Origin of the sequence: Streptomyces xantholiticus (genome assembly GCF_014651015.1) — a bacterium.
In the GTDB taxonomy this organism is placed as follows: domain Bacteria; phylum Actinomycetota; class Actinomycetes; order Streptomycetales; family Streptomycetaceae; genus Streptomyces; species Streptomyces xantholiticus.
In genome coordinates, this window is the sequence record NZ_BMWB01000002.1 from 20,817 (window position 1) to 45,311 (window position 24,495).

The 24,495-nt window shown below is 71.2% G+C and carries 18 protein-coding genes and 3 pseudogenes; 9 read left to right on the forward strand and 12 right to left on the reverse strand.

The genetic code is table 11. The annotated features are described in order from the left end of the window. Nucleotides 1-40: 40 nt before the first annotated feature. Nucleotides 41-596 (reverse strand): annotated as a pseudogene (locus IE198_RS04420) (MFS transporter); the annotation flags it as partial. Between the two features lie 42 nt (nucleotides 597-638). On the opposite strand from IE198_RS04420, the pseudogene IE198_RS04425 reads away from it, so the two are divergent. From IE198_RS04425 to IE198_RS04435, 3 genes and pseudogenes are all read left to right on the forward strand, one after another. Further along, nucleotides 639-928 (forward strand): annotated as a pseudogene (locus IE198_RS04425) (acyl-CoA-like ligand-binding transcription factor); the annotation flags it as partial. Between the two features lie 187 nt (nucleotides 929-1,115). After that, a complete protein-coding gene (locus IE198_RS04430) occupies nucleotides 1,116-2,318 on the forward strand; it encodes an alpha/beta hydrolase (RefSeq protein ID WP_189882888.1) in 1,203 nt (400 codons plus the stop codon). A gap of 84 nt (nucleotides 2,319-2,402) precedes the next feature. Further along, nucleotides 2,403-3,278, forward strand: a complete 876-nt coding sequence (locus IE198_RS04435; protein ID WP_189882890.1) for a DUF4429 domain-containing protein — start codon at nucleotides 2,403-2,405, stop codon at nucleotides 3,276-3,278. A 434-nt stretch (nucleotides 3,279-3,712) separates the two neighbouring features. Here the strand turns inward: IE198_RS04435 and IE198_RS04440 are convergent, their stop codons facing one another. Both IE198_RS04440 and IE198_RS04445 read right to left on the reverse strand, forming a co-directional pair. Beyond that, entirely contained in the window at nucleotides 3,713-4,726 is a 1,014-nt protein-coding gene (locus tag IE198_RS04440) for an aldo/keto reductase (RefSeq protein ID WP_189882892.1), read from the reverse strand. A 6-nt stretch (nucleotides 4,727-4,732) separates the two neighbouring features. Next, a complete protein-coding gene (locus IE198_RS04445; RefSeq protein ID WP_189882894.1) occupies nucleotides 4,733-5,200 on the reverse strand; it encodes a MerR family transcriptional regulator in 468 nt (155 codons plus the stop codon). An 87-nt stretch (nucleotides 5,201-5,287) separates the two neighbouring features. Here IE198_RS04445 and IE198_RS04450 point away from each other — a divergent pair, with 87 nt between their 5' ends. Next, a complete protein-coding gene (locus IE198_RS04450) occupies nucleotides 5,288-5,788 on the forward strand; it encodes a GNAT family N-acetyltransferase (RefSeq protein WP_189882896.1) in 501 nt (166 codons plus the stop codon). Nucleotides 5,789-5,790: 2 nt separating this feature from the next. Further along, a complete protein-coding gene (locus IE198_RS04455; protein ID WP_189882898.1) occupies nucleotides 5,791-6,606 on the forward strand; it encodes a serine hydrolase domain-containing protein in 816 nt (271 codons plus the stop codon). Here IE198_RS04455 and IE198_RS04460 read toward each other — a convergent pair. The 5 genes and pseudogenes from IE198_RS04460 to IE198_RS04480 all read right to left on the reverse strand — a co-directional run bounded on the left by IE198_RS04460 (nucleotide 6,603) and on the right by IE198_RS04480 (nucleotide 12,627). Next, nucleotides 6,603-7,259, reverse strand: a complete 657-nt coding sequence (locus tag IE198_RS04460) for a hypothetical protein (RefSeq protein WP_189882899.1) — start codon at nucleotides 7,257-7,259, stop codon at nucleotides 6,603-6,605. The genes IE198_RS04455 and IE198_RS04460 overlap by 4 nt on opposite strands. Then, nucleotides 7,256-8,731 carry an ATP-binding protein gene (locus IE198_RS04465; RefSeq protein WP_229833739.1) on the reverse strand — a complete coding sequence of 492 codons (1,476 nt, stop codon included), beginning with the start codon at nucleotides 8,729-8,731 and terminating at the stop codon, nucleotides 7,256-7,258. The genes IE198_RS04460 and IE198_RS04465 overlap by 4 nt, the downstream gene beginning before the upstream one ends. Next, nucleotides 8,728-9,411: a response regulator gene (locus IE198_RS04470; protein WP_189882904.1), complete on the reverse strand. Its 684-nt coding sequence runs from the start codon at nucleotides 9,409-9,411 to the stop codon at nucleotides 8,728-8,730. The genes IE198_RS04465 and IE198_RS04470 overlap by 4 nt, the downstream gene beginning before the upstream one ends. A gap of 601 nt (nucleotides 9,412-10,012) precedes the next feature. After that, nucleotides 10,013-11,374 (reverse strand): annotated as a pseudogene (gene murJ, locus IE198_RS04475) (murein biosynthesis integral membrane protein MurJ); the annotation flags it as partial. Between the two features lie 80 nt (nucleotides 11,375-11,454). Further along, nucleotides 11,455-12,627, reverse strand: coding sequence for a lipid II:glycine glycyltransferase FemX (locus IE198_RS04480; protein WP_373299767.1), 1,173 nt, complete (start codon nucleotides 12,625-12,627; stop codon nucleotides 11,455-11,457). A 209-nt stretch (nucleotides 12,628-12,836) separates the two neighbouring features. Between IE198_RS04480 and IE198_RS04485 the strand changes: the two genes are divergently transcribed. After that, complete coding sequence (locus IE198_RS04485; RefSeq protein WP_229833740.1) at nucleotides 12,837-14,021, forward strand: L,D-transpeptidase; 1,185 nt, start codon at nucleotides 12,837-12,839, stop codon at nucleotides 14,019-14,021. 5 nt (nucleotides 14,022-14,026) lie between these two features. On the opposite strand, the gene IE198_RS04490 is transcribed toward IE198_RS04485, so the two are convergent. Further along, on the reverse strand, nucleotides 14,027-14,443 hold the full coding sequence (locus tag IE198_RS04490) for an ATP-binding protein (RefSeq protein ID WP_189882909.1): 417 nt from the start codon (nucleotides 14,441-14,443) through the stop codon (nucleotides 14,027-14,029). Nucleotides 14,444-14,527: 84 nt separating this feature from the next. Here IE198_RS04490 and IE198_RS04495 point away from each other — a divergent pair, with 84 nt between their 5' ends. Both IE198_RS04495 and IE198_RS04500 read left to right on the forward strand, forming a co-directional pair. Further along, nucleotides 14,528-15,370, forward strand: coding sequence for a helix-turn-helix domain-containing protein (locus tag IE198_RS04495; protein WP_189882911.1), 843 nt, complete (start codon nucleotides 14,528-14,530; stop codon nucleotides 15,368-15,370). Further along, the gene (locus IE198_RS04500) at nucleotides 15,336-15,527 is read left to right on the forward strand and encodes a DUF397 domain-containing protein (protein WP_189882914.1); all 192 of its coding nucleotides are present in this window, start codon (nucleotides 15,336-15,338) and stop codon (nucleotides 15,525-15,527) included. Before IE198_RS04495 ends, IE198_RS04500 begins: the two co-directional genes overlap by 35 nt. 11 nt (nucleotides 15,528-15,538) lie before the next feature. Here the strand turns inward: IE198_RS04500 and IE198_RS04505 are convergent, their stop codons facing one another. Next, a complete protein-coding gene (locus IE198_RS04505) occupies nucleotides 15,539-16,513 on the reverse strand; it encodes a GlxA family transcriptional regulator (protein WP_189882916.1) in 975 nt (324 codons plus the stop codon). A gap of 97 nt (nucleotides 16,514-16,610) precedes the next feature. On the opposite strand from IE198_RS04505, the gene IE198_RS04510 reads away from it, so the two are divergent. Further along, a complete protein-coding gene (locus IE198_RS04510) occupies nucleotides 16,611-17,468 on the forward strand; it encodes a dienelactone hydrolase family protein (protein ID WP_189882918.1) in 858 nt (285 codons plus the stop codon). 408 nt (nucleotides 17,469-17,876) lie between these two features. On the opposite strand, the gene IE198_RS04515 is transcribed toward IE198_RS04510, so the two are convergent. Together IE198_RS04515 and IE198_RS04520 are read right to left on the reverse strand one after the other, a co-directional pair. Further along, a complete protein-coding gene (locus tag IE198_RS04515; RefSeq protein ID WP_229833741.1) occupies nucleotides 17,877-18,974 on the reverse strand; it encodes a hypothetical protein in 1,098 nt (365 codons plus the stop codon). A 306-nt stretch (nucleotides 18,975-19,280) separates the two neighbouring features. Then, a complete protein-coding gene (locus tag IE198_RS04520; protein WP_189883647.1) occupies nucleotides 19,281-24,167 on the reverse strand; it encodes a ricin-type beta-trefoil lectin domain protein in 4,887 nt (1,628 codons plus the stop codon). Nucleotides 24,168-24,495 lie beyond the last annotated feature (328 nt).

Here is a 24,495-nt window from a genome sequence, read left to right on the forward strand (position 1 = left end):
GGCGGGGCTGTCGAGGGCAGCGTGTTGACGCCGCGCGGCGTCAGATGGGGGCCGCGCCCCCACCGGCCTCCGCGTTCTGTCCGCGCTTGGCGAGCACGGCGACCAGGGCCGCGACGACCGCGACGATGCCTGCGACGGTGAACGCCAGGCCCATGCCCGACATGAACGTCTCGTGGATGAGATCACCGATCCTGGTGACAGGCTCCGGCGTCCTACCCGGCGCCTGGGCGAGCTCGCCGGGTACGGCGCCGAACTCGGCCGCCTGCTCCAGCCGCGGGTCCGGCGGGACCGGGATGCCCGCGTCCTGCCAGTTGCCGGCGAACTCGGCGTTGGCCTTGGAGGTCATGACCGCGCCGAGGACGGCCGTACCGAGCGCGCCGCCGACCTGCATGGCGGCCTGCTGGAGACCGCCCCGCGACGCCGGAGAGCCCCAGCGGGGCGTTGCCCACGATGGCCTTGGTGGCGCCGGCCATGACCGGCGCGAGACCGAGGCCGAGGAGGCCGAACCAGAGGGACGTCGCGAGAGTGCCGGTGTCTTCGGTGAGCGCGGTCATGCCGAACATGGCGGCCGCGGTGCAGACCATGCCGCCGACCGGGCTCATGCCCTGGACGCCCTTGCAGGAAGAACGTCCCGCTGCCGGATGATCGAGTCGACCCCGGCCCTGCTCGCCGGGAGCATGCGCCGCTCCACCGTGATGGAGGAGGCGCCGGCCCGGCTCGTCGCCGAGCGGGAGGACCTCGACGTGAAACCGATCCGCGGCCCCGGATCGCGGTGGCGGCGTTCAGCGGTGTGATGCGGGCCACAGGACGGCTGTGGGGTCAGGGGCAGGATCCCAGCGTGGAAGCGATCCGCTCACCGACGGAGGCCTTCCTCGACCAGCTCGGCCCCGCGCTCGCGGGGAACTGGCGCACACCGGCCGGGCAGTGAGACGCGAGGCCCCCAGGAGGCGCTCCAACAGGGGCCGTACACACGGAGAATGTGCCGGGTCCGTGCTCGTCGGACGTACGCAACGCGCACGGAACGTCACTCTCCTCCCCATCGATTCCCTCTGCGACACGTGATCTGCCTCACGCTGATCGCTTGCGCCCGCACCCGTCTCCTAGGGTGTCCCGAAGTGACTTCCTTCGACACCTCCCCCACCCCGACCGTGTGGCGTGCCCTGCTCGCCCTCGCGGTGGTGTTCGTGATGCTGGCGACCACCGGCTGGACGGCCGTACGGCATGAGCGCGGTCCCCGCGACGCCCTCGAAGCCGAGCTGGCCGGTTGGAGCAAGGCTCGCATCGGGGCCAGGGAGCTGCCCGGCGTGAACACTCCGCCGCAGCAACTCGCCGCGTTCTTCGCATCGCTCGGCAGCGCCCGCAGTGCCCGGCTCGCCGACGAGTACCCGCACATCGTCGGCAACCTCAACGGCGCGCCCGTCACACTGCGCTACCGGGCGAACCGCAAGGCGCTGGCGACTTCCCTGGCGCGTGAGCGCCGACGGGTCGCGGGTCCCGGTCTGACGGCCGCCGGCCACCATCAGGCAGTGCGACGGATGCACAGGTTCGAGGCGCTGATGAGCGGCGACCGGCAGATCCTCGCCTTCGACCCGTCCGGCTCCGGCCGGGTGGCCGAGGTCTTCGGCGACCTCGACAGGGCGCAGCGGGTCTCGGTGATCGTGCCCGGCGTCGACACCAACCTGCTCACCTTCCAGCGCTCCACCCGCAAGTACACGGCCCCCGTCGGGATGGCCCAGTCCCTGTACGCGGCGCAGGGGGCGGCCGCACCCCGGCTCCGTACCGCGGTCATCGCCTGGGCCGACTACACCTCCCCCGTCGGGGTCGGCATGGAGTCGGCCATCGGGAGGCTCGCGGAGAGCGGAGCGGTACGGCTGGTCGCGCTCACCCGGGCACTGCCCGGCAGCTCGCCCGTCTCACTCTTCTGCCACAGCTACGGCTCCGTGGTCTGCGGCGTCGCCGCCCGTCAACTGCCCGCGCGGGTCCGCGACGTGGCCGTCGCCGGCAGCCCGGGCATGCGCGCGGAGAACGTCGCCGGACTGCACACGACGGCGAGGGTCTGGGCCATGCGCGACGCCGACGACTGGATCGAGGGCGTCCCGCACTTGGAGGTCGGCGGGCTCGGTCACGGGGAGGACCCGGTGACACCGGAGTTCGGCGCGCGGGTCCTTTCCGCGGCGGGCGCCGTCGGCCATACCGGCTATTTCGAGCCGGGAACGGAAAGCGTCCAGAACTTCGCCGACATAGCTGTCGGCGCCTACGCCGACGTGAGCTGCGCAGGCGACACCGACACGTGCCGCAGTGGTATTTCCGGTGCCTGAGCGGTCTGACGCGCGTAGAGCCCGCCCAAAAGGGATGGCCGCCGAGGGGCGACGCGCGGGCGTGAGCCGCATACGATGAGGCACATGGGTGATGTGCTGGCCGGAATTCAAGCCACCTGGGAGTTCGAGACCGACTCCGTGCTCATCCGCTTCGAACGGGGGATCCGCACACCGAAGCTGCTCTCCTCGCTGCGCGAACGACGCGTTCCGCACGAGGCGTTGGCGTCGGTGACGCTCACCCCGGGCAAGCGCGGCACGGTGGTGCTGCACGCTGTTCCCAGACCCGGCGTGGACCCGCTGATGGAGGCGGCCGCCGGGCAGCTCAAGGAAGGGTGCGATCCCTACCGGCTGGTGCTGCCGGCGGAGCGGGAGACGCTCGCCGAGTACTACGCCGACGAACTGCGTGCCCTGCTCGGCCCTGACGCGGGCAGGCCCGCCGAGCGCTACCTCGTCTCGGCGCCACAGGCACCGCTCGGCTTCAAGGCGTACGACGGCAAGGCGTCCTTCGACGGCTCGAACGTCGCGTTCCGGTGGTTCTGGACCGGGGCGTCGTCCGCCAAGTGGAAGGCGGGCGACCAGAGTTTCGCCGTGTCGGAGCTGAGCGGCGTCGAATGGCGCTCGCCCGAGGTCTTCGAAGGCTATCTGCGACTGCTGCGGCGCGGCGACGCCGATGTCTCCGACGGGGCCGAGAGCGCCGCGGCGCAGGCGGATCAGGACCCGGCGGCGGTCGTCTTCGGGCTCGGGTACGGGCCGGTGCACGAGTCCCTGCCGTTCGCGGCGGCGGTCCTCGAGTCCATCCGCAGCCAGACGCCCGCCCCGGCCCTGACCGCCCCCGCGTCCCGCCGCGACCCTGCGGACATCGCGGACCGGATACGGCACCTCGGGGACCTGCATCTGGCGGGGCTGGTGACGGACGAGGAGTTCACGCGGAAGAAGGCGGAGCTGTTGGCCGAGCTCTGACGTTCGCCGCGGGACCGCTGCGCGGGGCCGTTCGCCCCCTCGGCCCGGGGCCGCGGGGTACCCCCCACCTTCCCGCTGTACCGGATTGCGGCTCCGCCGCGTGGCGCGGCAGGCGCTCCGGACCCCGCGCTCCGCGGCGTCCAAAGACTCCCGCTGACCCCGGGGCTCGGACTCCTCCCCCGCACGAGCGGGGACATCGACGACACCGCGCGAAGCGCGGGTACGCGGGCCCGGTCCGGGCCCAACACCGTGCGCAGCGCGGCGAACGGCCCGGACCGGGCCCGGTCAAACCCCGAATACACCGTGATCAGCACGGGGAACGACCCCGGGCGGGCCCGGCATGCCTCCCGGAGCCCGGACCGGGTCCGGGGTCCGCCCCGCCCGCGGCGGAGCCGCGAATTCGCTACAGCGGGGTGGGAGTGGGCCCGAAGGCGCTACTCGCGGGCCGCCGACGTCGACGACATGTCCGGGTAGCGGTCTCCGGCGACCCTCCCGGCTATCGGCTCCAGCGCCGCCAGTTCGTCGTCCGTCAGGACGATCCGCGTCGCCGCCAGATTCTCCCTCAGCCGCGCGGCCTTCCGCGTGCCCGGGATCGGGACGACCGCCAGCCCGTGGACGTCGGCCCGCTGCTGCACCCACGCCAGCGCCACCTGCCCCGCCGTCGCGCCGTGCGCTGCCGCGATCTTGTGAACGGGCTCGAGCAGCGCCGCGTTCGTCCGGGCGTTCTCGCCCGTGAAACGGGGCTGGTACCGGCGGAAGTCGCCCTCGGACAGGTCCTTGCCCGCGTCGGTGAACGCGCCGGTCAAAAAGCCCCGGCCGAGCGGCGAGTACGGGACGAACGCGACACCGAGTTCCGCCGCCGCGCCGACCGCGCTGCGCTCCACGTCTCGGCTGAAAAGGGACCACTCCGATTGCAGCGCCGCGATGGGGTGCACGGCGTGCGCCTCGCGCAGCTCCGCGCCCGTCACCTCGCTCAGCCCCAGGTGCTTGACGAGGCCCCGCTCGACCAGCTCCGCCATCGCACCGACGGACTCGGCGAGCGGCACGGCCGGGTCGCGGCGGTGCATGTAGTAGAGGTCGATGACGTCGACGCCGAGCCGCCGCAGGCTGTCCTCGACGGCCCGGCGGATGTAAGCGGGGTCGTTGCGCACGCGCCGGAAGTCCGGGTCGTCGGTCCGTTCGATGGCGAACTTGGTGGCGAGCGTGATCTCGTCGCGGTGTGCACGGACGAAGGGCGCGAGGAACTCCTCGTTGGCGCCCCGCCCGTACACGTCGGCCGTGTCGAGGAGCGTGACGCCCTCCGCGAGCGCCACCTCCAGCGTTTCTCGTGCCGCGGCTTCGTCGGTGTCGCCGTAGAACTCGCTCATACCCATGCAGCCGAGGCCTTGGACCCCGACGAGAGGGCCGTTCGTGCCGAGGCGGACCTGTGCGATCTTGCTGTTGCTCATCAGGGGTCAGGGCCTCTCCGACGCCGTGCGGGCGTCCGCGTAGAACTTGATCTTGTGGTCCAGCACCGCCAACGTGTCCTGGAGTTCGGTGATCCGCTCGAGCACGTCGCGCCGGGTGCGCTGCAGCAGTTCGGCGCGCGCCTCGAAGGTGTGCTCGCCCTCGCGGACCATCTCGGCGTACTTGACCATGTCGGCGACGGGCATCCCGGTCAGCCGCAGTTTGCCGACGAAGGCGAGCCAGTCGAGGTCGCGGTTGGTGAACCGCCGCTGGCCGGTGTGCGAGCGGTCGACGTGCGGCATCAGCCCGATCCGCTCGTACCAGCGCAGGGTGTGCGCGGTGAGGCCGGTGAAGGCGGCGACTTCGCTGATCGTGTAGCGGTCGTGTCCTTCGGGGCGTGGATGTGCGGGGGGAGCGGCTTTGCAGGGATCTGTCCGTGCCGGGGTGTTCTCGATGGTGCTCTCGATCACCGTCATGCGCTCCACGCTAAAACCTTGGAGTGCACTCCAAGCAAGCCCGATCCCCTGGTATTTCCGCAGAGGCCGGAACTAGCCTGTCGGATCATGAGCCTCTCCCGCCGTGCCACACCTGCCGACGCCGAAGAGCTGGTCCGCCTGCGCAAGGTCATGCACGACTCCTTCCTCGGCCCGGATCCCGATGTCAGCTGGCAGCCCGCCGCGGTGGCGACCCTGCGGGACCGGCTCGCGGACCCGGCCGGCAGTCTGACGGCGTTCGTCGTCGAGCGGCCGGTCGAAGGACCTGGCGGACCCGGTGGTCTCGCGGCGTGCGCGGTCGGCACCATCGAGTACCGGCTCGGCAGTCCCGGCAATCCGGAGGGCACCTGCGGCTATGTCTTCAGCGTCGCCACCGACGAGGACATGCGCCGCCGCGGCTACTCACGCGCCTGCATGGAGGGGCTGCTCGGCTGGTTCCGTGAGCGCGGCGTCCGCAAGATCGACCTGAGGGCCTCGCCGGACGGCGAACCGCTGTACACCTCCCTGGGCTTCGTCCGCACCCCCGACCCGGCGATGCGGCTCAGTCTCCAGCACCGTTTAGGCTCGTAGCCATGCAGAGCCTGGCGATGATCGAGAACTGGCCCGTACCGACTGCGGCGGCCGCCGTCGTACGAGCGGACGGCACGGTCGCCGGTTCGTACGGCCCGACGGACCACCGCTTCCCGCTCGCCTCCGTCACCAAGCCGCTCGCGGCCTACGCGGCGCTCGTCGCCTACGAGGAGGGGGCGATCGAGCTGGACGAACCGGCCGGCCCGGACGGGTCCACGGTCCGGCACCTGCTCGCCCACACCTCCGGGCTGGCCTTCGACGAGCACCGCGCCATGGCCGCTCCCGGCACCCGCCGGCTGTACTCGAACGCGGGCTTCGAGGTACTCGGCGACCACATCGCCAAGGTGACCGACATCCCGTTCGCCGAGTATCTCCAGCAGGCCGTGCTGGAGCCGCTCGGCATGACGTCGACCACCCTCGACGGCTCCCCCGCCAAGGACGGCGTCTCGACGGTCGCCGACCTGGTCCGCTTCGCGGCCGAGGTGCAGGCGCCGCGGCTGCTGGACCCGCGTACCGTCCTTGAAGCCATGTCGGTCGTGCACCCGGGCCTTTCGGGGATACTGCCGGGCTACGGCAACCAGAAGCCCAACGACTGGGGCCTCGGCTTCGAGATCCGTGACTCCAAGTCCCCGCACTGGACGGGCACTTCGTCCTCAACCCGCACCTTCGGCCACTTCGGCCAGTCCGGCACCTACCTGTGGATCGACCCGGACGCACGCGCGGCGTGCGTGGCGCTGACCGACCGCGCCTTCGGCCCGTGGGCGATCGAGGCATGGCCGCCGCTCACGGACGCGGTGCTGGCGGAGCTGCGCGGCTAGGGGCCGCTCGGAGCCTGATCGTCCTGAGCCGCCTGATCCGCCGAGCCCCGCCGGCCTCCCTGGCCGCCCTGACTTCCGGACGGGCTGCTCGCGGCCGGGGCGGTGGTCGGGCGGGGGAGGCGGCCGAGGTCGATGTCCTCGTCGCAGACGGCGGGCTCCAGGGCGGTGTCGGTGCCCCGAAGACGCACCGGCGTGAGGCCCTCGTCGTCCTCGGTGAACGCGATCGTGCACACCAGCTGCCTCACCGCGAGGTCGTCCAGGTCGCCGACCGCGATCGGCAGCGTCACCTCCACGCCGCCCTCTCGGTACGGCACGGCGCGGACGGCGGTCCGGCCGGGCAACTCGGGCAGGCCGTCCGTGAGTCCCGCCCTGCGCTCGTTCGGGAGCGGGCCGGCGAACAGCGCCGCGACCGTCGTGGGCGTCCCCGCACCCGGCGAGTCGGGCTCCTCCAACTCGCCTTCCAGGAAGCGGATCACGGGCATCAGCTCCCCGTCCGGCGAGCGGAGGAAGAGCACAAGACCGGACGAAGCCTCCGGGAAGACCTGGACGGTGGCGGGACCGCCCGCTTCGATGACGTCCGTCTCCGGCACTCCGCATCCGCCGAGCAGCAGCGTGGCGAGGCCGGCGAGGACCGCCGCGGAGCGCCGCCTCATGCCACCGCCTCCCCCACGCGCAGGGGCATCTCGACGGTGAAGACCGCGCCGCGGCCCTCGGGGCCGTTCGCGGCTCGGACCGTGCCGCCGTGCAGGCGGACGTTCTCCAGGGTGATCGCCAGCCCCAGACCGCTGCCGGCGGAGCGGGTACGGGCCGCGTCGGCCTTGTAGAAGCGGTCGAAGATGTGCGGGAGCACTTCCGGCGGGATACCGGGCCCGCTGTCGGCGACCTCGGTGACCAGCAGGGCGGTCCCGTCCCCGCCCGCGGCGGTGCGCAGTCGTACGGTGACGGGCGCGCCGCCGTGCCGCAGCGCGTTGCCGACCAGGTTGGCGACTACGACGTCGAAGCGGCGCGGGTCGAGGCGGGCGCGGATGCCCTCCGGCAGGTCGGCCCTGACCCGGTCGGTCCACCGCCGGTGCTCCAGGGTCTTGCGTATCGTCTCCGCGGCGTCGACCTCGTCGGTGTTGAGTTCGGCGGCTCGGGCGTCGAAACGGGAGATCTCCATCAGGTCCTCCACCAGCACCGCGAGCTTGCCGGTCTCCGCACTGATCAGCCGGACGGCGCGGGCGGTGTCGGGGTCGAGGCGCTCGGCCTCCTCGTCGAGGACCTCGGTGACGGCGAGCATGCCCGAGAGCGGCGTGCGCAGTTCGTGCGAGACGTCGGAGGCGAAACGGCGGGCGCGCGCCTCTGCCTGCTGGAGTTCGTCGACGGAGCGCTCGAGCTGGCCGGCGGACTCGTTGAACGTACGGGCCAGATCGGCGAGTTCGTCGCTGCCTCTTGCCTGGATACGGGTGTCGAGCCGGCCGCTGCCCATGGAAAGGGCGGCCTTGCGCAGTTCGCGGACGGGCCGCAGCACGCTGCGTGCGGCGACCAGCGCGGGCACCAGGGCGATGGCGAGGCCGGGCAGGGCACCGTCCCTGGCCGCGACGACCAGTGCCTCGACGCCTGCCTGTTCCTCGGACATCCGCATCACCGCGAACAGGACGAGCCCGGTCGGCATGACCCTGTTCGCGCCGGCCCGGAACACGGCGGGCATGCCGATGGTCAGGTACGGCACCCCGTCCTTGACGACCCGTTCGAAGCTGCCGTGCGGATTGGACCGGGCCGTGCGACGCAGCTCGGGCGTGATCACGGTCGAGGTGGGGGCGGCCGCGGAGGAGGCGCGGATGGAGCCGTACTCGGCGTAGACGTACCAAGGGTGCGGCTTGCCCTTGCGGGCGATGTCGCGCAGCACGTCCTGCAGTCCGGTCGGGTCCTGGGGCAGTTCCATGCCGAGCTGCTGCACCTGCTCACGGAACGAGGCGACCGCGGTGTCCTGTGCCGTGCCGAGGACGGCGTTGCGCGCCTCGCGGAAGGTGAGCGCGGCGGTGGTGCCGGCGCTGACGGCGGCCACCAGCAGGAACGCGAGGACGAGCCGGGTACGCAGGCCGAAGGGGCGGCGTCGCTCGCCGGCTGTCCTGCGGAGCCTCACAGCGGCCCGAAGCGGTAGCCGAAGCCGCGCAGCGTCTGTATGTAACGGGGGCTGCCCGGGGTGTCCTCGATCTTGTTGCGCAGCCGCCGTACGCACGCGTCGACGAGCCGGGCGTCGCCGTGGTAGCTGTGCTCCCACACGTGCTCCAGCAGCTGCTGGCGGCTGAAGACCTGCTCCGGTGCGGAGGTCAGGTGCAGGAGCAGCTTCATCTCGGAGGGCGCGAGCGCGAGGCGTTCGCCGTTCTTGGCGACGGTCAGACCGGCCCGGTCGACGGCGAGCTCGCCATGGAACTCCACGACGGGCCGGCCGCTGCCGGGCTCCTCGATCCTGCGCAGTACGGCCCGGATGCGGGCCTCGATGACCTCGGTGCGGGCGGGCTTGACGATGTAGTCGTCGGCGCCCGCCTCGAGGCCGATGACGACGTCGAAGTCGTCGCCGCGGGCGGTGAGCATGATGATCGGCAACTGGCTGTCGTCCCGTACCTTGCGGCACACCTGCACGCCGTTCATGCCGGGCAGCATCAGGTCCAGCAGCAGCAGGTCGGGCCGGAACTCGCGCAGCGCGGCGAGCCCGGCCTCGCCGGTGGAGGCGGTCCGCACCTCGTGTCCGCGGCGGCGCAGTCCGAGTTCGACTCCCTCGCGAACGGAGGGGTCGTCTTCGATGAGGAGCACGCGAGGCATGTGGGCAGTATCCCTGAAGTTCGAAGGCGGCTGGTGGTCGGGCTCAGGAGCGGCGGCGGAGCCGTGCGGCGGCACCCCTGACGAGGGCGTCGACCTCGGCGAGCCGCAGCGGGCGGGCGAGCAGCACGAAGCCGGCCGCGATCGCCGCCGCCCCCGCCCCGGCCGCCGACACGGCCCCGGCAGGTGCTGCCCAGCGGGCTGCCACGTACCCGAGCAGCGTCGTCGGGACGGCGGCAACCAGCAGCCGCGCCTGCGCGGCGAGGGTGGCGGAACGCCACGGGGTACGCGCAGGCGCGAGGCGCCGCCGGGTCGCGCCCGGCGCGGCGGTCCCGCCCGAAGTGGCGGCGGGCCCGGGCATGCTGGGGCCCGCCGCCGCGCCGTCACCGGCGCGGGGGTCGACCGACCCGCCGGGCCCCGCCGTACCGTGCGAGCTCGGCAGGGCGCCGCGCGAGGCACCGACGCCGTCGGAAGCCCCCGGGAGCGGCCCCGTCGGCGGTCGGCGGAGGGCGACCGGAGCGTCCTGGCCGTCGGGCCGGAGGCCCGGCACGTCCAAAGACGTCCGGAAGCCGTCGGCCGGCGCCCCCGCCGACGGACCGGAAGCGCGCCGGGGCGCGCCCTCGCCGCCCGGGGCGTCCCGCGCCGCGAGTCGGTGGTGGAGGACGAGCGCCGTGACGGCCCAACCCGCCCACAGCGCCAGCGAGTAGGCGCCGGCGATTCCGGTCACCGCCCAGCGTGCCGGCAGCAGCTCGTACGCCGTCACGGACAGGGCCGCGTTGAGACCCGCGATCACCAGGTTGAGGAGGAACGGGGTGCGCGTGTCGGACAGCGCGTAGAACGTGCGGGAGAGGACGTACTGCCCGCTGAAGGCGATCAGTCCGGGCGCGAACGCCATCAGCGTCGCCGCCATGGCGGCGACGTCGTCCGCGTCCGTCTCGCCGTACTGGAAGACGAGCACCATCACCGGCTGCGCAAGGGCGAACAGCGCACATGCCGCCGGGACGACGGCCGCCGCGCTGTTGCGCAGCGCGTAGGACACGTCGCGCCGTATCCCGGCGGTGTCGCCGTCGGCGGCCGCCGCGCTCATCCTGGGCAGCAGCGCGGTCATGAGCGACACGGTGATGATGCCGTGCGGCACGGCCCACAGCAGATAGGCGTTGTTGTACGCGCTGAACCCGGCGCCGCCGTCCACGCCCACCGCCTGCGCGTGCAGGCCCGCCGCCGTGGCGAGCCGGGTCGTCACCCAGTACGCCGCCTGGTTGGTGAGCACCAGCAGTACCAGCCACCCGGCCTTTCGCAGCGGCCGGGTGAGCCCGCTGCCGCGCCAGTCGAAGCGGGGCCGGAAACGGAAGCGGGCCGAGCGGAGGGAGGGCAGCAGGGCGAGGGCCTGGACGGCGATGCCCGCGGTGGTGCCCCAGCCGAGCAGCGCGGTCTCGGCGGAGGAGAGCGAACCGCCGTCACCGGTGACGAGGTAGAGGCCGAAGACGGCGATGACGACGACATTGTTGAGGACCGGCGTCCACATCATCGCGCCGAACCGCCCGCGGGCGTTCAGCACTTGGCCGAGCAGGGTGAACAGACCGAGGAAGAAGATCTGCGGCAGGCAGTAGCGGGCGAACGCGACCGTCATGGCAGTCTGCCCGGGCGGGTAGTCGGTGTACGCGTCGATGATCGCCGGCGCCGCCCACACCGCGCCGGCGGTGAGCACCAGCAGGGCGAGGACGCAGGCGGTGAACAGCCGGTCGGTGTACGCGGCGCCGCCGTCCTCCTGCTCCTTGGCGGCCTTGACGAGCTCCGGCACGAAGACGGCGTTGAGCGCGCCGCCGATCAGGAGCATGTAGACGATGGTGGGTACGGAATTGCCGACGGCGTACCCGTCGGCGACCGCCCCGACGCCGATCGCCGCGGCGACGACGGCGGACCGCACGAACCCGGTCGCCCGCGACACGACGGACCCGGCGGCCATGACGGCCCCGCTCCGCAGCACGGACGGCGCCCGGGACGGCGCCGCTTCGCCGGACGTGACCGTCGTGGTGCCCGACGCCGTCACCGGCGCGCCAGGTACGTCTGGAACGCGCGGTACAGCGCGTGGTTGGCCGTGCCGTCCAACGGTCTCTCCCATTCCCCCAGGGTCTCGACGACCTCTCCCCCGGTGCCGAGCTTCCAGCGCAGCAGCCCGTAGGGGCGGTCCTCGGGGTCGAGGGTGGAGGGTACCCCGCGCATGTCGTAGACGTCGGCGCCGAGTGCCTGGGCGTCGAGCAGCATGCGCCACTGCAGCAGGTTCGAGGGGCGGACCTCGCGGCGGTGGTCGGCGGAGGCACCCGTCTGGTACCAGACCCGGCGGCCCACGCGGACCATGGTGTGCGCGGCGAGTATCTCGCCCTGGTGGCGTGCGAGGTACAGCTTCATCCGGCCCGCTTCCTCCGCGTTGAGGGCCGCGTACTGGCGCTCGTAGTACTCCAGCGACCGGCCGAGCCGGAAGCCGTCCCGCTCCTCCGTGATCCGCAGCAGCCGGTAGAACTCGGGGAGCTCCGCCGCGCTGCCGACCACGACCTCCACCCCTGACTTCCTCGCGCGCCGGACGTTGCGCCGCCACTCCTGGTTGAGCCCGGACCACAGGTCCTCCGGGGTGCGGCCGGTGAGCGGTATCCGGAAGACGTGCCGCGGCTGCGCGTCTCCGTCCTCCTCGCCGCCGCACCGCTGCCAGCCGCGCGCCCGCAGCCGTTCGGCGACGGCGGTGCCGAGCGGGTCCACCTCACTGGCGAGGACGTCGGCCAGTCGCCGCCCCGACCCGGTCGCCGACTTGAGGTGGGCCGCGCTCCAACGGCGGTACGCGGGCGAGGGGCCGATCCGTACGGCGAACGCGCCCGCCGCGCGCAGATGCCGCAGCAGCGGGGCGAGCCAGCCGTCGATGTCCGGGTCGGCCCAGTCGGCGACCGGCCCCTCGGGCAGGTACGCGAAGTACTTGCGGGTTCCGGGCAGTTGGCGCAGCAGCACCAGCGCCACACCGGTCAGCCTCCCGGACTCCGGGTCCGGCCCCCAGCCGACGAGCTGGGCGCGCCAGCCCTGCTTGACCTGCGCCCAGGACGGACACTGCAGGAACCCGGCGCCCAGTGCCGCCCCTTCGCGGGACGTCAGGAACTGGCGGTAAGCGGCGGCCGTGATGGGCCCCAGCGGTGTTTCCTGGCCGCGGTCGGCCGTCACGAGCAGCGCTGACACGGTGTGAGCCTCTCTGTGGGGAACGCCGGGTCTTGCAAGGCGATGCCGAGGATGCTCACAGCCGTCCGTGACCGCTCCGCGCGGCCAATGTGACCGGACGACGACCGTTCGTCTCCAGTCGCCGTCATATGGCCGCAGCGCGGCTCACCTGCGCTTTCCCGGGCTCTACAGTCGCGGGCACCACCACTACTCGTGACGGGGGAAATCCGTTGGGCCACATACGTGTGCGGATCGCGGCGTTCGCGGTGCTGCTCGCGCCGCTCGCCGCCTGTTCGTCCGGAGCCGGCACACCGGCCACAGACGCCAAGGGCGGCGGATCGGCGGCCGAGGACCGCCCGGCGACCGTGACGGTGACGCCGAAGGGCAAGGACGTCAGGGCCGGTGAGCCGGTCAAGGTGAGGGCTGAGGGCGGCACGCTCACCTCGGTCACCGTCACCGACGCCAAGGGCGGCACCCTGAGCGGCAAGCCGGCCGCGGACGGCTCGAGCTGGACCTCGGAACGCAAGGCGGCTCCCGGCAGCTCGTACGTGGTCACCGTCCTGACGACCACGAAGGCCGGCACGAAGAGCACCACGAAGTCCGTGTTCACCACCGCGGCGGCCGACAAGGTCAACAAGGTCGACTGGCGGCCCGGAGCGAACACCACCGTCGGCATCGCCCAGCCGATATCCCTCGTCTTCGACAACCCGGTCACCGACAAGGCCGCCGTCGAGAAGCAGTTGAAGCTCACGACCTCCGAGCGCACGGAGGGCTCATGGGGCTGGGTCGAGGACTACTCCGGCCGTGACCGGGTCGACTGGCGCCCCAAGGAGTACTTCAAGCCCGGCACGAAGGTCACCCTCGCAGCCGAGCTGAACGGCACGGACTCCGGCGACGGCGGTTGGTTCGTCCGCGACTACTCGACCACGTTCACCATCGGCGCGAGCCAGGTCGTCAAGGTCGACCTCGACCGCAAGCAGCTGACCCTGGAACGCGACGGGCAGGCGGTCCGTACGATCCCGGTCTCCGGCGGCACTCCCGGTGGCGACAAGCGCTCCTGGCGCGGCACGGCCGTGCTGATGGCCAAGGAGGGCACGATCAACATGAACTCCGAGACCGTAGGCCTCGGCGACGCGTACGACAAGATGGTCGACCACTCAATGCGGCTGACCTGGTCGGGGATGTACGCGCACGCCGCGCCGTGGAACGACAAGTGGTTCGGCAAGGCCAACAAGAGCTCCGGCTGCATCGGCATGAGCGACGCGAACGCCGCCTGGTTCTACGCCCAGGTCCGCCCCGGCGACCCGTTCGAGATCAAGGGCAAGGACACCAAGGGCCTCGTGGCACCGGGCAACGGCTTCGGTGCGTGGAACGTTCCGTGGGCGGGCTGGCAGACGCGCAGCGCGCTGCGCTGACCGCTTCACGTGCTGTCCCCCGCCTCGGCCGCGCATTCGAACCAGACCGTCTTGCCGTGCCCGCCGGGGTCCGGTTCCACGCCCCACCTGTCGGTGACCGCGTCGACCAGCAGCAGGCCGCGCCCGCCGTCCGCCAGTTCATCCTGCGCGGACAGGCGCGGCAGCCGCAGCCAGCCGTCCGACACCTCGACCCGCACGCCACCGGGCCGGAGCTCGACGAGCGTGCAGCAGCGACGGCCGGGGACGTGCCGCACGACGTTGGCGACCAGCTCGGTCAGCGCCAGCTCGGCGGCACAGGCCACCTCCGGCACCCCCCAGCTCGTGAGGTAGGCGCGCAGGATCCGGCGCAGATGCCGGGCCGAGTGCTCGCCGACGACGAAGTCGGCGCGGTAGCCGGGCTGCTGGTCAGTTACGTGATTCATGTCACCAGCCTGCGATGACATGACTACGCTCGGCTACGTAACGAACCGAACGCCGCGAGGCGTTGCAGGCCGGAGGTGCCCGCCGTGGCCAACGTCCAGTCACTCGATCCCAGCGCTTCCCCGCTCGACTACTACGGCTGGGAGCTCCGCCGTCAACGCGAGGCCCACGGCCTCAAACAGGGCCGGCTCGGGGACATCATCTTCTGCACGGGCTCTCTGATCGGCCAGATCGAGACCACGAAGAAGGTCCCCACCCGCGACTTCTCCGAACGGGTCGACGCGGCGCTCGGCACGGACGGAGTGTTCTCGCGCCTCGTGGGCCTGGTCCTGCGCAGCCAACTGCCGAACTGGTTCCAGCCGTACGCGGAGATGGAGGCGAAGGCGGCGTACATCTCCACGTACCAGGCGCAGTTGGTGTACGGGCTGCTGCAGACGGAGGAGTACGCGCGGGCGGTTCTGGCCACCGGTATGCCGGACGACCTGGAGGGCTTGCTCGCCGCCCGGATGGAACGCCAACGCATCCTGGAGCGTGAGCAGCCGCCGCTGGCGTGGGCGATTCTCGACGAGGCGGTTCTGCACCGGCCGATCGGCGGCCGTGGGGTGATGCGGAGGCAACTCGCCCGCTTGTTGGAGTTCACGGACCACCGCTGGATGCGTGTCCAGGTCCTGCCGTACGTCGCTGGTGAACACACCAGCCTCGATGGATCGTTCACCACCATGCGCTTCGACGCCGATCCGGACATCATCTACACGGAGGACCTGATCTCCGGCCACATGACGGCCAACCCCGAGACCATCAAGGAAGCCTCACGCCGTTACGCTCACCTTCAGGCCGCCGCCCTCTCCGTCGAGGACTCGGCGGCGCTGATCGCCCGCGTGATGGAGGAACGCTATGGAGACCGGCCCGAGCAAGGTGCAGTGGCGTAAGTCCAGCTACAGCGGCAGCACCGGCGGCGAGTGCGTCGAGGTGGCCGACGGCTGCCCCGCCGCCACCGTCCCCGTCCGGGACAGCAAGAACGCCGACGGCCCGGTCATCACCGTCGGCGCAAACGCCTGGCGGGCGTTCGTGGACGGGCTGCGGTAACTCCCCGGGCCTCACGGCGCATCGCGCCGGAACGCGGCCCGGTAGGCGCTCGGCCGCTGTCCGGTGTGCCGGGCGAAGAGGGCGGCGAAGGTTCCGGGGTCCCGGTATCCAACCGTCGCAGCGATGGCGGCGACGGTTCGGTCCGTGGTCTCCAGGAGGTGGCGGGCGCGCCGGACGCGCGACGACTGCAGGTGTCCGAGGGGGCTGAGACCGGTCTCGGCCGCGAAACGCCGCAGCAGTGTGCGCGAGCTGACGTCGAACGCGTACGACAGCGCGGCGAGGTCGTACGGCGCGGCAAGGTGCTGGTCGAGGTGCCGCATGACCCTGCGGGAGAACTCATGTCCGGGCTGCGGCAGTAGCCGCGCGTCGACGTACGGCGTCTGGGACGACCGCGCGTCGTCGACGAGCGCCACCCGCGCGGTGGTCCGCGCCACGCGGACGCCGCTGTGCCGGCGGATCAGTTGCAGCGCGAAGTCGTACATGGCGCTGAAGGCCGCGGTCGTCGTCACACCCCGGTCGGTGAGGACCAGATGTTCGGGCCGGACGTCGGTGTCGGGGCAGCGGCGGGCCAGTTCGTCCGCGAACAGCCATGCCGTCGTGGCGCGGCGCCCGGCCAGTAGGCCGGACTGGCCGAGCAGGAAGGCCCCGACACAGACAGAGACGACGGCGCGGCCCTCGGCCGCGTGCGCGCGGATCGCGGCGACCTCGGGGGCCAGGACGGCGAGTCTGGTGTCCAGGTCGAGGTGCCCCGGCACGAACTCGAACCCCGGCACGACGAGGACGTCGACCTCGCGCAGCGGAGAGACGGGCAGCGCCGCACCGCCCGATGCGGCCACTCGGCGACGCGGCGAGAGCACCGACACCTCGTATCCGGCGCCGTCCGGCCCGGCGACGTGCGTGGCCATCGTCAACAGGTCCGGCACACCGAACACTTCGGACGCGAAGCAGCCCGGATACGCCAGGACACCGACCCGCAGCGCGCTCACACCCGCCCACCTCCCCCGCCAAGTCTGGCGAGATTACCCGCACACATGGCGATCCGGCCCATCGTCCGGCGCGGACGCATCGGGCCACGCTGTCGCCATGACTACTGCCGATGGACACGACGGCCACCTCGACGATCCGATCGAGGACTTCTCCCACCGGCTCGTGGACGTGGGCGGGGTGGTGAAGACGGTGTACGTGGCGGGTTCGGGCCCCGCCGTCGTGCTGATGCCGGAGATGCCCGGCATCAGCCCCGACGTCCTGCGGCTGGCCCGCTGGGTGCGGGACGCGGGCTTCACCGTCCACGTCCCCTCGCTCTTCGGGCCCGACGGCGCGTACCCCACCGTCGCGCAGGGCGAGAAGGTCGCCCGCCGTGCCTGCGTCAGCGCCGAGTTCCGCGCGTTCGCCGGGGGTGGCACCAGCCCCGTCACGGCGTGGCTGCGCGAGCTCGCACGCCGGGCCCACGCCGAATGCGGCGGCCCGGGAGTCGGTGCGATCGGCCTGTGCTTCACCGGCAACTTCGCCCTCACCATGGCGCTCGAGCCGGCCGTCGTCGCACCGGTCCTGGGCCACCCTTCGCTGCCGCTGGACGATCCCGCCGGACTGGAGATCGGCGACGAGGACGCGCGCGCCGTCCGGGACCGCGTCACACGGGACGGCCTGAAGGTTCTCGCCTACCGCTTCGACAACGACCGCTGGTGCACCGGTCAGCGCTTCGCCGCCTACCGGGCGCTCCTCGGCGACGCCTTCGACGGGCGCGTCCTTCCGGGCAGTGCCGCGAACACCGCGCCGCCACCGTTCTTCCGCGACATGGTCGAAACGCCGCACAGTGTGGTCACCGCCCACTTCGTCGACGAGAACGGGCATCCCACGGTGCGGGCCAGGGACGAGATTCTCGCCTTCCTGACCGACCGCCTGCTCCCCGCGGAGCACTGTGAGAATCAGACCGCGTCCTGAGTCGCGAGCGGTCACCGCGCCTGACGCGACGCCGCGCCGGCGCTCGCCGGGCGGGCATTCGGCGGCGATCCCGGCGATGGCCGGGGCGGCCGGCAGCGGGAAACGGGTCAGCAGTTCGTACAGCACGGGCAACGCGGGGGCGGCCCGTCCGCCCCACTGCCGCAGCAGGCGCATCAGCCGGATGGGCTCGTCCCCTGAGAGGCCGTCCTCCGCAGGCCTGGCCCCTACCGCGGTCAGCAGTTCGGGGGGAGCGGGAACGGCACGTCTTCCGGCGCCCGGATACCGGCGGCGTCCGGGCCCCAAGGCCGGCGTCCGAGGTCGCGGGCGAGCAGCGGAGCCGCGCGGTCCGGCACCACCCGAGCCAACACGCCGAGCGCGCGGTCCGCGAGATCGTCGTCGTGGTCGTCCTCAGTCGTGGCGCACCAGGACCTCCAGCTCTCCGACGTGAAACTCGCCGTAGCCGAACTGCTCGCCAAGTGCGTGGTACCGGCTGTACTGCTCTGCGGTCAGCGGTACGGACAGCACCGTCAGCAGCCGCAGGAAGAGCCTGAATCCGAGGTCGGGGTCAACCTGGCCGATGACCTCCTCAATCGCCTGGGCCGCGGTTGGCCCGGCGATTCCCTGCCAGTGCGGGCTGACGGTTCTGTCCTCCAGCAGCGGCCTCGCTTCCCGTACTTCACGCAGAACCACGTCCGTAAGATCCGACCTGATGGGCGGCGTCACGTGCCTGTACGCAGGATCGACCGTCCTCAGACGTTCAGTGCACACGTCCACGATCTGCCCGAGCCAGTGCCTGGCGTCGATGCTGAACCTGTCAATACTGAAGCCTCGCTCCGATGCGGCCAGCCACAGCGTGCTGATCGTCTCGGCGGACAGCGGGGATTCGAGCAGGCGGAGGGTGTCTTCCAACAGCATTGCCGCCGCTGAGCCGGGGGTCTCGGCGGTGTCGTCGTTGGCGGCGGCCATCTGGACGGTCTCCCGTGCTGTGTGATCGTGCCAGTTTCCGGCGAACCACGACGTGAGCCCGGAGAACCCGAAATCTCCTGTGGCGTCGCGCCGGGTCGTGTCGATCGGCGGCCACTGGACGTTGATGCCCTCGTAAACGAGCGGACCCGGATACCGGAGCGTGGTCCCGAGCGCCATGAGGCGGTCGTACTGGTCCTTGCCGACCGGCAAGCCATGGTTCTTCACGACGCGCAGGAAGAGCCGGAGCCCCAGGTCTTCGTCACATTCGCTGATGATCGACTCGAGTGCCGTCGCGACCGGTCCGGACAGGGTGGCGGCCACAGTGCGCACCTCCTGGACGATGGCATCGCGCAGGTCGGCCGAGCGCTTCCGGGGTCGACCAGGGTAGAGATCCGCGAGTCTTTGCAGCCAATCGCTCATGTCCATGCCGTGCGCGGCCGGATCGAAGCGCCCGCACGAGGCCGCCAGCCACGCCGTGCGCATGACGTCACCGGGCACGGCGGAGTCCAGCAGGCAGCGGACGTCCACGCCGAGTTCCACGGCGCCCTCACCGTCGCACTCTGCTGCCACTTCCGCAGCCAAGGCCAGTGCCTGCGTGTAATCGGGAAGTCCGGCGAGGGATCCTGCGGAGGAACACAACTTCCCGATGAGGGCACTCAGTCCGAAGTCCCCTTCGTAGAGAACGCAGTACTCCTCACGCTGCCTTGCCATGACCGGTTCCTCGCTTCACTCATCGGGGGCGGGCCCGCTCCCGCACAGCTGTACTCGGCTCGGGCCCGCCCGCTTTCACGGTTGATGGAGCACTCTCATGCCCTTCGTGCAGTGATCATTCGGGACGTTGTCTCGTCAGACCGGATAGGCCGAATAGACGATGTAGCCCTTGTGCCCCCTCTTCCCCGGCAGCCTCTTGAGAACGATCTTGACAGTCTGCCCCGCGGCGGTAGGTGTTCTACCGTCCGCGTGATACACCGTGCCGAGTGAAGAGTGCTGGTCGAATCTACCTTCGATCGGGAACTCCGATTTGTTCCTCCACTGGCCCTTCTTCTGGAGGAAGTTGTCCAGTGCTTTGAAGCTGGCTTCCCTCCGCTGGCCGTTCGGGAAGAAGTAGTGCTGGAGGACGGCGTCGACAGCCTCCTGGGCGACGTCCCGACTGGTCCACACACTGTTGACCGGGGGAAGACCCTTGTCCCGGTTGATCCTGGCGAGCCGCTCCGCCTCTGCCCGATCCGGGTCGACGTGCTTGCTCAGCGTGTGGGCCTGGCTGTCCGGGAAGAGCAGCTCGTCCCCGAGGTCCCCGCAGTTGTGGACCAGAAGATCCTTGGCCCGCGGCCCCTCGGAGCGCACATAGAACGTGTGCAGTCCGCTGACGGTGAGGTCGTAAACCGAACGCGTGGTGAGCTGCGCGAGGTCTCGCAGAACGCGGACGGGGTGGACCGATCCGTCGGACGAGCGCAGCCCGTCGCCCTTGCGCAGCTCCGACACGAGCTTCCAGCCACGGTCGACGACGAAGACCCGGTGCCCCGCAGTGCTGGACAGGGTGCTTCCGTCGGCGAAGGTGATGGCAATCAGCCGGTTCGTGTCATGTGCGTACGTTGCCGTGACCATCTGCGGACGCTTCGTGCCGCTCTCGGGGTCCTCGGCCAGCACCCAGTCGCCCAGGCGCATGTCGCTGATCGCCTTGCGGCTGCCGTCCGCCATGAGCACTTGGGTGCTGCCAGGGAAGCTGTTGCGCCTACAGGACGTCAGCAGGTCCTCATAGAGGTTGACCGTTTTCTGGAGCCCCGCGATGGTGCCGGGAGCCAAGTCGAGGGCTTTCAGCGCCTTCCAGGCGTCAGCGACGCCGACCCCGGTCTTCATCGCGGCGTCCAGGGCGTGGATCGCCTCGGCGACCTTCGCGAAGGCCTTGCCCGGGATGAAGTTGCTCGCGGCCCAGGCGCAGCCGCTGGCGCTGCCGTGCCAGCAGTCGACGAAGTCCTGGACCAGGACTGCCTTGATGATTTTGTAGGTCAGGGTCTGCTGGATGAGCTCCAGCTTCGTGAAGTGCTCGGTGACCTCCTTCTTCAAGCCCTTCAGGGGCTTGCTCTCCAGAAGCAGGATGTCGTCCTGCGGGCAGCCGTTGGCGCTGGCCGGCACGTCGGGATTGGTGCAGAGGAAGAAGTCGACCGTCGCGTTGAATGTGACGAGGAACGTGACGGTGCAGCCCTCGAAGCCGATCTCGATGACGCAGTCGTTCTGCTGCTTGGCGTCGGTGATCTCGATGGTGTCCTCGTCGACGACGTACCACGTGCCGCCGACTCCGGTGCCCGCACCGGTGGAGACCTGCTTGTTCGCGGCGTTGCGTGCCGCTTCCTCCGCCGCCTTCTGCGCCTCCTTCGCGTACTTCAGTGCGTCCTTGGCGGCCTGTTCGGCCTCGGTGGCGGCGGTGGCGGCGCGGCCGGCTGCTGCGCGTGCCTCCTTGGCGGACTGCTCGGCCGCGGTTGCGGCGTCGCGTGCGGCCTGGGCATCGAGGGCGGCCTGGTCGGCGGAGTCCCGGGCGTCCTTGGCATAACCCTCGGCGCGGCCGGCTGCCTGGTCGGCGGCCGCGGCGGCCGCGGTTGCCTGGCGGTCGTACTCGATCGTGCGGGCCAGTGACGCCGATGCCTTGGCGGCGGCTGCGGCGGCGTCGGCCGCATAGCCCAGGGCCTCCTTGGAGTAGGTGCGGGCGGTTGCCGCGTGGCCGGCGGCGTTGGCCGCGTGCTGGTAGGCGATCTTCGCGTCGCCCGATGCCTGGTCGGCGAGGTTCTTCGCCGCGGCGGCTTCGGCCTGTGCGTTCTTGGCGTGGGCGTCGGCGACGGCCTTCTGCTGTTCGGCGATCGACTTCGACGCCTGCCCCGTCAGCACGACCAGGCTCGCGGCCGAGTCGGTGGTGACATACGGCGAGCCGAGCTGGATCGCGTCATTCGCCGGCTTGGCGACCTGCGCGGCGGCGGCGCCCGCGTCGGCCGCCGCCTGCGCGGTGACGTGAGCGAAACCCGCGGCCTTCGCCGACGCGGCCAGAGCCTTGACGACCTCCTTGCTCGCCTCGTCCGCGTGGGACTTGGCGGTCTTGGCCAGCTTCTCCGCCTCCTCCGCCAGCTTGACTGCGGTCTTGGCCTCGGCGGAGGCCTGCTGGGAGGCCTTGATCGCATCAGCGGCGGCGCTGGTCGCGGTCGCGACGGCGGCGTCGGCCTTCAGCTTGGCGGCGTGGGCGGCGTCCGCGTGAGCACGGGACCGCTTGGCCGCCGCCTCGGCACGGGTCGCCGCGGCATCTGCCTCGGCCGCCGCCTCGGTCGCGGCATTCGCGGCGGTGCGGGCACGGCCGGCTGCCGCTTCGGCGTCGTTCGCATGCGCGTTCGCCGCGTCCGCTGCCGCCCTGGACTCCTTGGCGTTGCTGTCGGACTCGTGAGCCTCGGCGAACGCCTCCTTCGCGTCCGCCTTGGCGCGAGCCGCGTCGGCCTTCTGCGCGGCGTCCCAGGCGTCGGTGTTCAGATCGCGGGCCTTGTCACGGGCCTTGACCGCGTCGTTCTTCCGCGCGACCGCGGTCGCCTCGGCCGCTTCGGCCTTCTCCTTGGCGTCCTTGGCGTTCGCCGCCTCGGCCTGCGCGGTCTGCTTGTGCTGGTCGGCCTCGGCCTGCTTGGCCGCGGCGGTGTCCTTCTCCGCCTTGGCCGTCTTCTCCTCGGCCTCGGCCGCGAGCCGCTTGGCGTGCGCCTCGGCAGCGGCCGCCTTCGCGTCCGCCTCCGCCTTCACGGTCTCGGCGAGCTTCGCCTCTGCGGTCTCCTTGTCCTTCTTGGCGTTGTCCCGGTGCAGCTTGGCCGCGTCCGCTGCCGCCTTCGCCTGCAACTCGGCCTTGTGCGCGGCCTCTTTGCGGAACTCCGCATTGACCTGCGCGGCCTGGGCCAGCGCACGCTGCGCGATGGTCTTGCTGTCACCGGCGGCGGCACGGGTGGCGGCCTCGGCGGTCTCACCGGCCTTCACCATCGCGGTCAGCGCGGCCACGGCACCCTTGGTGACCTGCGCCTTCTGCTGACCGACGAGAAGACCACGACCCCGGGGCGCACCAGCGGCATCCGCGATCCCGTACGCGGCCTGCTCGGCGGCGTCCGAAGCGACAGCCGACTTCTTGGCGCTCTCCAGCTGGGTCTTGAGCGCGGCCAGGTGCTTCTTCGCCGCCGCCTGGGTGTCGGTGATGCTCTTCTTCGCCCGGTCGAACTGTGCCTTCTCCGGGTACGACAGGCTGTCCGTGCCCTTGTGGCCGGACGGCTTGATCAGGAACTTCTGCGCACCGGCGTCCTTGCAGTCCCACAGCCGCGCGTCCGTACTCTTCGTGAACGCGGGCATATCCAGGCACTTGCCCGTGGACACGCTCTTCAGAGGCGAGGTGGCACGGACGTCACCCTTCCACGACTGGCCCTTGGACTTGTAGCAGTCCGAGATCTGAATCTTCGTGCCGTTCGCCGACGCGTTCTCCGCCACATCCAGGCACTTCTGCGAGCCGACGTTGCGCAGGTGGAGGTCGTCCTCACTGCCCTCGAGCGTCCACTGCTGCGCCGCGCCGCCGTTGCAGGTGTAGATCTGGACCGGCGTGCCGTTGGTCTTGCCACCGCCTGCCACATCGAGGCAGCTGCCCTTCGCGCCCGGTACCTCGATCGTCACATGGCTGTCACCGATCCAGCCCACACCGCCGGCGGCCCAGTAGTCCTGCCAGCGGGTGTAGTAGTCCGCGAGCCACGACTGGCCGACGATCTGCCCCAGGGTGTACGTGCCGTCCTGCAACGCCTTCGTGGCGGTGGCACTGGCGCCGAGGATCTGCTGCCGCTGGGTGGCCTGCGAGGCGATCTCCTGCTGCCACTCGGAGGACGCCTGCGCCACCTCTTTGCCGAGAACGCGGTTCGGGTCGATCGGGTCGTGCCACGCACAGGACGCGAAGCGGGTCTTCAGGTCCTCAACCGCGATACGGAACTCCGGCGTGCCCGGGGCCGGGGTTGTGCGGGGGAAGCCGCCGGAGGCGAGGAAGATACGGGCGTCATCGGCGAACACTCTCGGAACGAAGAACTCGTTGGGTTCGACCTTCCCGGAGTTCTTCTTCCACAGTGCCCACGCCTCCTGCTCCTGCGGCGTCCCACCAGTGGTGTACAGCGGGTCGCCGAGCGCGAGCGCGGCGGCCTTCGTCTTGTCGTCAGCGGTGGGCGACGGGTCCCAGAACGGGTTGAGAACCCCCTCCTCCGGACTGGAGTACGACTGCCACAGCCACGGCAACAGCCCGATCCGGTCGTAGATCTTGTTCGCGTCGCGTGGTTCGCCGGGGTAGGACTCCAGGCCGCTTGTGGCACTCGACCACGCGTACCCCTGCTTCTGGACCTTGTCGACCCACTGGTCCTTGCTGTCGCTGTCCGCTCTGTAGGCCTGATGCAGCGGAGTCTTGTCGCTGAAGATGTCCCGTTCGAGCTTCTCGTGAAGCTGATCGGGCGGCAGCGCGATGGCCTCCTGCGCAAGGGCGAACATGCTCGGGCCGCCCGTGCGCAGGGCTTCGCCGGCCAGGCACTGGTCCTCACGCAGCCGTTCGGCCGCCTTGGCGTCATAGCCGTCGTACGAGTCGCCGGCCGGGACCGTGCGCGGTTCGGTGTCCCCGCCGAGCGGACCGGGTTGGACAGCCAGGCCACCGAGGACAGCGAAGGCCACGACCGACGTGACGGCCGAGGTGAACGTCGCGGACATGCGCGATCTGGGGTTGAAGAACCCCGGTCTGAGACGCAAAGGATCATCCTTTGTCAACGGGCGAGGGCAGGCAGGGGAACCGCCCCAAGAGGCGGTGGCGAAGCGCGCGGATCAGCCCTCTGATCCGGCGCGGGAACAGGGGCAGCGGGCAGCAGCCACCGAAGCGGCGTTCACAATGAGCCCGTATCGCGGCATGACGAACCGTCCCTCCCCCATGGCGGCACCGTTCCCCCGGCCGCCGAATGACGTGCGCTGGTCACGGCAGGGTGGTCAAGACCTGCTCATGAGCGCGCGTTCACCATAGACACAGGTCAACGGGGCGCGGCAA